Below are 7,255 nucleotides of genomic sequence, written 5' to 3' on the forward strand. Positions count from 1 at the left end.
TTGCATCCATCATATCAAAAAGGCAGAAATTTTAATAACTTCTTTAGTCCTTTAAAAATGCCGGACTGTAAAAGATAAAAGTGATATTTACACAAAACAGATACTGCATCTCCTCATTTTTTCTGTAATACTTGTGTAGTTTTTAAAATGTAAATGAATAATTCTTAAGGTTGACTTACATGTTCGTTCGCACAGTACTCGCAATGAGTTTAAGTTGCATGTTTGCTGGTACAGCCCTGGCTGCAACCACTGCTGAACAGCCGTTGAATCCTCAATTGATTAGCGATACAGCGGTTGAAGATCCGATTGATCCGCTTGCAACAGACGCATCAGCGGCAGTCGTACCTTCAGAAGTTGAAACGCAAATTACGCAACAAGAAGAACAAGATTTGAACAAGGCTTCAGCGACCCTAGAAGACCTGCAAAATGCCGAAGATACCCAGGCTGATATCGGCAGCGCACCGACAACTGCTGCGCCTGCAACGACTTCAGCCAGCACAGCGCCAGCCAAAGCCTCCTGGACTTTAGATGGCCTGAACAATGCCAGCTGGTATGAAAATATTGGCAAAGGCCAGTTCCCGGTCTATGCGCGCGCGCATGTGATGCTCAATAATGCTCATGCTTCTCCGGGTGCGATTGATGGAACCAGCGGTAAAAATACCCTGAAAGCGATTGCCTCTTTCCAGCAGATGAACGGGATTAAACCGACCGGTGTGCTGACGCAGGAAACCTGGGATGCTTTAATTGCCCGTCAGGGTTCAAAACCGGCTTTTGTGGAATACACCATTACTGAAGATGACCTGAAAGGTCCGTATGTCAAATCAATTCCGGGCGACTATGCACTGCAAGCCAAAATGAAAGGCCTGCACTACACCAGCGTCACTGAAATGCTGGGTGAAAAGTTCCATATGGATGAGAACTTCCTGAAAAAGCTCAATCCAAATGCCAACTTTAACAAAGCCGGTCAGAAACTGATTGTGGCCAATGTACGTAATGACCTGCCGGAAGATATCCACCTGATTGTGGCGCACAAAGGCGCTAAGCAGCTGTATCTATTTAACAGCCGCAACCAGATGATCGCATCATTCCCGGCCAGTATTGGGAATACCAACACCCCTTCACCAACCGGGACTTATAAAGTGACTGGTGTGGCACCAAACCCGTGGTACAGCTACTCGCCAAGTAACTTTATCCAGGGCAAAAACATGAAGCCACTGTCCTTACCACCAGGTCCAAACGGTCCAGTGGGGAATATCTGGATTGGTCTGAGCAAAAAATCCTTTGGTATTCACGGTACGCCAAACCCGTCGATGATTTCTAAATCCTATTCGCATGGCTGTATCCGTCTGACCAACTGGGATGCCAACGACCTGGGCCGTAAAGTCCGTTCAGGGGTTACGGTTAAATTCCTCGAATAATCTGCTTATACCCCATAAAAAGCCTGCCGATGCAGGCTTTTTTGATTACGGAGGTTTGAATCTATGACGTTGCGAATCTGGAACGATATGTTGCATTCCATGCCTAGAACAGGCACCAGGTAAAACACTAAGATAGCCTCAAGCTCAAAAAGAATTAGAGGATTATCTGATGAACGCCTACTTACATCGTAGTGAAGAACGTGGTCATGTTAAAGCCGGCTGGTTAGACACCAAACACAGCTTTTCATTTGGCAGCTGGTACAACCCGAAATACATGGGTGTGAGTGTGCTTCGTGTGATTAATGATGACCGGATTGCTGCCCACAATGGTTTTGGTACCCATCCGCATGACAACATGGAAATTTTAACCTGTGTACTGGATGGCACCATTTCACATAAAGACAGCATGGGCAATGAACGGCATATCAGTGCGGGTGAATGGCAGCTGATGAGCGCCGGAACCGGGGTTCAGCACAGTGAAATCAACCAGGGCGATGTACCAGTGCATATGCTGCAAATCTGGATTCATCCAAATGTGCGTGATGCAGAGCCAAATTATCAGCAAATTAAACTCGACCCACGTGAACAGCCGAACCAATGGCACCTGATTGTTGGCCCAACCGAACAGGCACCCATGCATATTCGCCAGCAGGCTGAAGTGAAAACCGCGGTACTTGAAGCCGGCCAAAGCCTAAACGTACAGGCGACCCAGCAGCTCAACTATGTGCATGTGATTCGTGGTGAAGTGCAGATTGGTGAACATACGGTTAAAGCTGGTGATGCACTGTTATTCGCGGAACATGCGGATATTCAGGCAACCGAAGAAAGCCAGATGATCTGGTTTGACTTACCGGGCAAATAAGCCATTTTTCTCTCCCAAGGGCCATGATGATTTTGGCCCAATAGCCGCTCCATTGAGCGGCTATTTTTATGTCTTAAAGCCGGCCTTGATTGACTTTTACCTGAGTGTGAACAGTCTGTTTAAGCTGCACCCTTTGCAGCAACTCAAATACCATTTATGAAAATAAACTGAATAAAATCGGCCGATCGCCTGTAACCCAATAAAACTCTCAAAACTGAAACTATTTACATTCTCATTGGTAAAAACACTCTACATGAGAAAAATTCTCAGTTATGATAACTGCATAAAAATCATCCTGTGAATTGACCATGAATGCTTATACTGCAGCTCAGGCCAATGTCTTGACCATTCGGCAACTGAGCAAACAATTCGGCTCGCGTTTTGCGGTGCATCAGGCCAGCTGGTCTGCACAGCGCGGACAAATTATCTGCCTGCTGGGCCATTCTGGCTGTGGCAAAACCACCATGCTTCGTCTGATTGCCGGATTAGAAACCCCAAGCAGTGGCTCAATCCAGCTTGAACAGCAAATCCTGTGGAATGAACAGCAACAGATTCCAGCCGAAGCGCGCAATATTGGCCTGGTGTTTCAGGACTATGCCCTGTTTCCGCATTTAAGCGTACTGGACAATGTCATGTTTGGCCTGAAAAAACTGCCCAAAGCACAGCGTCAGGCGGTGGCCGAACAGGCGCTACAGCATGTTTCGATGCAGCATCATCTGCACAGTTATCCCTATACCCTGTCTGGTGGCGAGCAGCAGCGCGTGGCCCTGGCCCGTGCCCTGGCACCTAAACCGCAGGTGCTCTTGATGGATGAACCTTTTTCCAATCTCGATCATCGCCTGCGTGACCAGATCCGGCAAAATACCATCGAAATTCTGAAGCAGACCGGCACCACCACAGTTATTGTTACCCATGATCCGGAAGAGGCGCTGCAAATTGCCGATCAGATTATCCTGATGCATCAGGGTGAAATTATTCAGATCGGTACGCCTAAAGCCCTGTACCGGCAGCCAGCCACCTTATTTGCCGCCCGTTATTTTTCTGCCCTGAATGAAATTCCGGCGCAGCGTGTCGCGCAGCAATTACAGACCTGTTTTGGCGCACATCCCATCAGTGAAGCGCTGGCGCATCACCAAGAGCCAATCCGCTGCTGTTTCCGTCCACATCAGGTGCAGGTGTTTAGCCAGCCGACTACCGGTGCAATCCCGGCGACCGTGCTGTCCTCCAGCTTTATGGGGCATGCCGAACAGCTACGCCTGCAACTGGACCCCGAGACTATTATTCTGGCGCAGGTCAGCCCGGCACAGACCGCTTATCAGGAACAGGTCTATGTGAGCCTCAATCTGCAGCAGTGTTTTTTCTTCGTCCAAGATTCACAGCCGGCAGCCACCACCACGACTGAAGTGGCCAATACTTTTTAAATTGACAATAAGGAATGAAAAATGATGAAAGTAACAATCAAAATTCCACTGCTGGCCAGCGGCCTGCTGGCGCTGAGCGGTCTGGCGCAAGCCGCGCAGGTAAACCTGTATACCACGCGTGAACCGGTGCTGATTCAGCCCTTATTAAAAGAATTTACCGAAAGCAGCGGCATTAAGGTCAATACCGTGTTTATTAAAGATGGCCTGCTGGAGCGAGTGAAAGCTGAAGGACGCCGTTCACCGGCCGATGTGATGCTGACCGTCGATTTTGGCAATCTGGTGGATCTGGTCGAAGCAGATCTCACCCAGCGCGTGAATTCCAAAGTATTAAATAATGCCATTCCGGCCAATTTACGTGCAGCCAATGGTCACTGGTATGCCCTGTCAATGCGTGCCCGTGCAGTCTATGCCTCCAAAGAACGTACCCCACTGAACGCCATTCATTATGAAGATCTGGCCAATCCGCAATGGAAAGGCAAAATCTGTATCCGTTCGGGCAGCCATCCCTACAATACCGCGTTAATTGCCGCCTATATTGCCCATCATGGTGAAAAAGCGGCAGAAACCTGGTTACGTGGAGTTAAAGCCAATCTGGCACGTCCGGCCAGTGGCGGTGACCGCGATGTGGCGCGCGATATTCTGGGTAAAATCTGTGATATTGGTGTGGCCAATACCTATTATGTGGGCACCATGCGCAATGGCAATGCTGAACAGCAGCGCTGGGGCAATGCCATTAATGTGGTGTTACCGCGCTTTAAAAATGGCGGCACCCATGTCAATGTTTCAGGTGCAGTTGTAGCCAAACATGCGCCAAATCGCAAAGAAGCGGTACAGTTACTGGAGTTCCTGGCCTCAGATCAGGCTCAGGCCATGTATGCACAAAGTGGTTATGAATATCCCGTCAAACCAGGCGTGAAGATTGATCCGATTATCGCCAGTTTCGGCAAGTTAGATATTGATTCACTGCGTTTAAGTGAGATTGCTCGCCATCGTAAGGCAGCCAATCTGCTGGTTGATAAAGTCCAGTTTAATCACTAAACCTGAATCATCAGATAGCGCGGGCAGACTGCTGCTCGTGCTATCAGTCTTGTGTCCATGTCCAGCCTGTTGATCCCCCGATGACCCAGAAAAAATCTCCTGTAACTGCACTTTTTTCACTCAGTGGCCTGTTTACCCTGCTGGCCTGTCTGCCTGTGCTGGCTTTGCTCTGGACGGCCTTACAGAGCAATAGCGAGATTTGGGACCATCTGCTGCAATATGTGATTCCTCCCACCCTGATTGAAACCGGCCTGTTGCTGTTTGGTGTCGGGATTCTGACGATTCTGATTGGTACCGGCAGTGCCTGGCTGGTCACGGCCTATCAATTCCGTGGCCGTGGTTTTCTGGACTGGGCACTGTTACTGCCCTTGGCCGTACCGACCTATATTATTGCCTATAGCTATATTGATATTTTGCATCCGATTGGTCCTGTGCAGACCCTGCTGCGGGACTGGCTTCAGCTAGAAATGCAGCAGCTCTGGTTTCCGAATATCCGCTCGCTCTGGGGCGCGATTTTTCTGCTTAGTTTTGTGCTGTATCCCTATGTCTATTTAAGCACCCGTGCCATGTTCCTGATGCAGTCAGCCAGCCTGATTGAAGTAGCGCGCAGTCTGGGATTAAAACCGGAACAGGTATTTTTCCGGGTTGCGATTCCGCTGGCTCGCCCGGCCATTGCGGTTGGTGCCAGTCTGGCCCTGATGGAAACCATCAATGATATTGGTGCCACCGAATTTCTGGGCATTAAAACCCTGACCCTGTCAATTTATTCGACCTGGACCAACCAGTCCGATCTGGCCAGTGCCGCCCAGATTGCAATTTTTATGTTGCTGATCATTAGCCTGCTGGTACTGGTAGAACGGCTGGGGCGACGCAAACAGCGCTATATGAACTCGGCCCAGCGTAGCCGGCTGATGCCCGCCCAGCCAGTGACCGGCGCCAAAGCCTGGCTGCTATTCGGCCTAGGGCTGATTCCGGTGATTATTGGTTTTCTGATTCCAATCAGTCATTTACTGGTCGAATCTTATCAGCGTTTACAATATGCCGGTTTCTCTGAATATCTGCTGCAAGCCTCAATCAATACGCTTACCTTAGCCAGTATTGCCACTTTTGTGACCATGCTAATTGGCTTTATGATTGTGAGTACCGCACGGTTTAGCCGAAGCAGCTGGCTAAGCCGGGTTGCCAGTTTGGGCTATGCCATTCCGGGCACCGTACTGGCCATTGGCCTGATGCTGTCTTTGGGCGCGATTGATCACGCCGTAGCGGATTTTCTGGAATTCCAGCTTGGTCTGGATACCGGCCTGCTGTTTTTAGGCACCAGTTTCACCTTAATTTACGCCTATGCGGTACGCTTTCTAGCCATTTCAATTGGCGGGATTGAATCGGGGTATAACCGGATTCATGGCGTTTTTGATGATGCCGCACGTAATCTGGGCCAGAGCAAAAGCGGGATTCTGACCCGTATCCATTTGCCTTTATTACGTCCTGCACTGATTTCAGCAGCCTTACTGATTTTTGTGGACTGTATGAAAGAGCTGCCGGCCACATTGTTGCTACGTCCGCTGAATATGGAAACCCTGGCCACGCAGTTATATGCCGAAGCCTCACGTGGTACCTATGAAGAAGGCGCAATTGCAGCCTTATTGATTGTTCTGGTCGGACTGATTCCAGTGATTTTACTGGCACGGTTGGGGAAAACTGTACGTTAATCTGAACTAGATGAACTGGCTAAACTCTGCTTCAACATTGAGTGCAAGTTTAGCCTTCTCTCTTTTTATAGTGAAAATCGTTTAAAGAGAATAGCCTTATAAAATAGAGATACACTTTTGATTTTTAATAAGCTTGGGATAAAGAATTTTATTCAGAAATAGTTTAGGCAGATAGTGCTTAGAATATTATCCTTAAATCCAATTATTTTTTTTATTATTCAATAATAACTAAGAATCAAGAATTAAAAACCAATTATTCATCCGTTTAAAAAAATAAAACGGACAATAAAATACTTGGATTGTTAAGAGAAAATGCACGTATCTCAATTACAGAAATTGCGCAGAAAACCCGAAATTCCCGGGCCACGGTTCAAAAGCGAATCGAGTACATGGAAGCGACTAGCATCATTACCGGCTATACGGTACGCATTAAACCGAACCTGAATCCGCAGCTTATTCAGGCCTGGATGAGTATTATGGTGGAAGGCAACAAGGCACAGGCCGTCATCAAGGAGCTACGTCTCGATCCGGCTATTCAGACCTTACATACAACGAATGGCAAATGGGATTTACTGGTAGAAATCCAGTCCGACAATTTGGTGAATTTTGATTTAATTTTAAGTCGGATCAGAAGTATTTCAGGGATTTATAACAGTGAAACCAATATATTACTGTCAACCGGCTTTGTTGCACAAAGATTTGAAATGCAAAGCGCCCCTAATTGAGCCAAATTTAAGGCGTAACTTGGGTAAGTGGGCGACCTAATTCCGTAAATCTGTTAAGGACTGCTACACGTGCATGGATCTC

The 7,255-nt window shown here is 48.0% G+C and carries 5 protein-coding genes and 1 pseudogene; all 6 read left to right on the top strand.

Annotation, left to right across the window (positions count from 1 at the left end; translation table 11 throughout):
- Positions 1 to 179 precede the first annotated feature (179 nt).
- The gene (locus FTU55_RS12095; RefSeq protein WP_016659969.1) at positions 180 to 1,418 is read left to right on the top strand and encodes a L,D-transpeptidase; all 1,239 of its coding nucleotides are present in this window, start codon (positions 180 to 182) and stop codon (positions 1,416 to 1,418) included.
- 169 nt (positions 1,419 to 1,587) lie between these two features.
- Complete coding sequence (locus FTU55_RS12100; protein ID WP_180047204.1) at positions 1,588 to 2,280, top strand: pirin-like bicupin family protein; 693 nt, start codon at positions 1,588 to 1,590, stop codon at positions 2,278 to 2,280.
- A 308-nt stretch (positions 2,281 to 2,588) separates the two neighbouring features.
- Positions 2,589 to 3,701, top strand: coding sequence for an ABC transporter ATP-binding protein (locus tag FTU55_RS12105; RefSeq protein ID WP_180047206.1), 1,113 nt, complete (start codon positions 2,589 to 2,591; stop codon positions 3,699 to 3,701).
- A gap of 24 nt (positions 3,702 to 3,725) precedes the next feature.
- Positions 3,726 to 4,739 carry an extracellular solute-binding protein gene (locus tag FTU55_RS12110; RefSeq protein WP_016659966.1) on the top strand — a complete coding sequence of 338 codons (1,014 nt, stop codon included), beginning with the start codon at positions 3,726 to 3,728 and terminating at the stop codon, positions 4,737 to 4,739.
- 80 nt (positions 4,740 to 4,819) lie between these two features.
- A complete protein-coding gene (locus FTU55_RS12115; protein WP_180047208.1) occupies positions 4,820 to 6,448 on the top strand; it encodes an iron ABC transporter permease in 1,629 nt (542 codons plus the stop codon).
- A 272-nt stretch (positions 6,449 to 6,720) separates the two neighbouring features.
- Positions 6,721 to 7,173, top strand: a pseudogene (locus FTU55_RS12120) (Lrp/AsnC family transcriptional regulator); the annotation flags it as partial.
- Positions 7,174 to 7,255 lie beyond the last annotated feature (82 nt).

The organism is Acinetobacter sp. YH12117 (assembly GCF_013418865.1).
Classification (GTDB): domain Bacteria; phylum Pseudomonadota; class Gammaproteobacteria; order Pseudomonadales; family Moraxellaceae; genus Acinetobacter; species Acinetobacter indicus.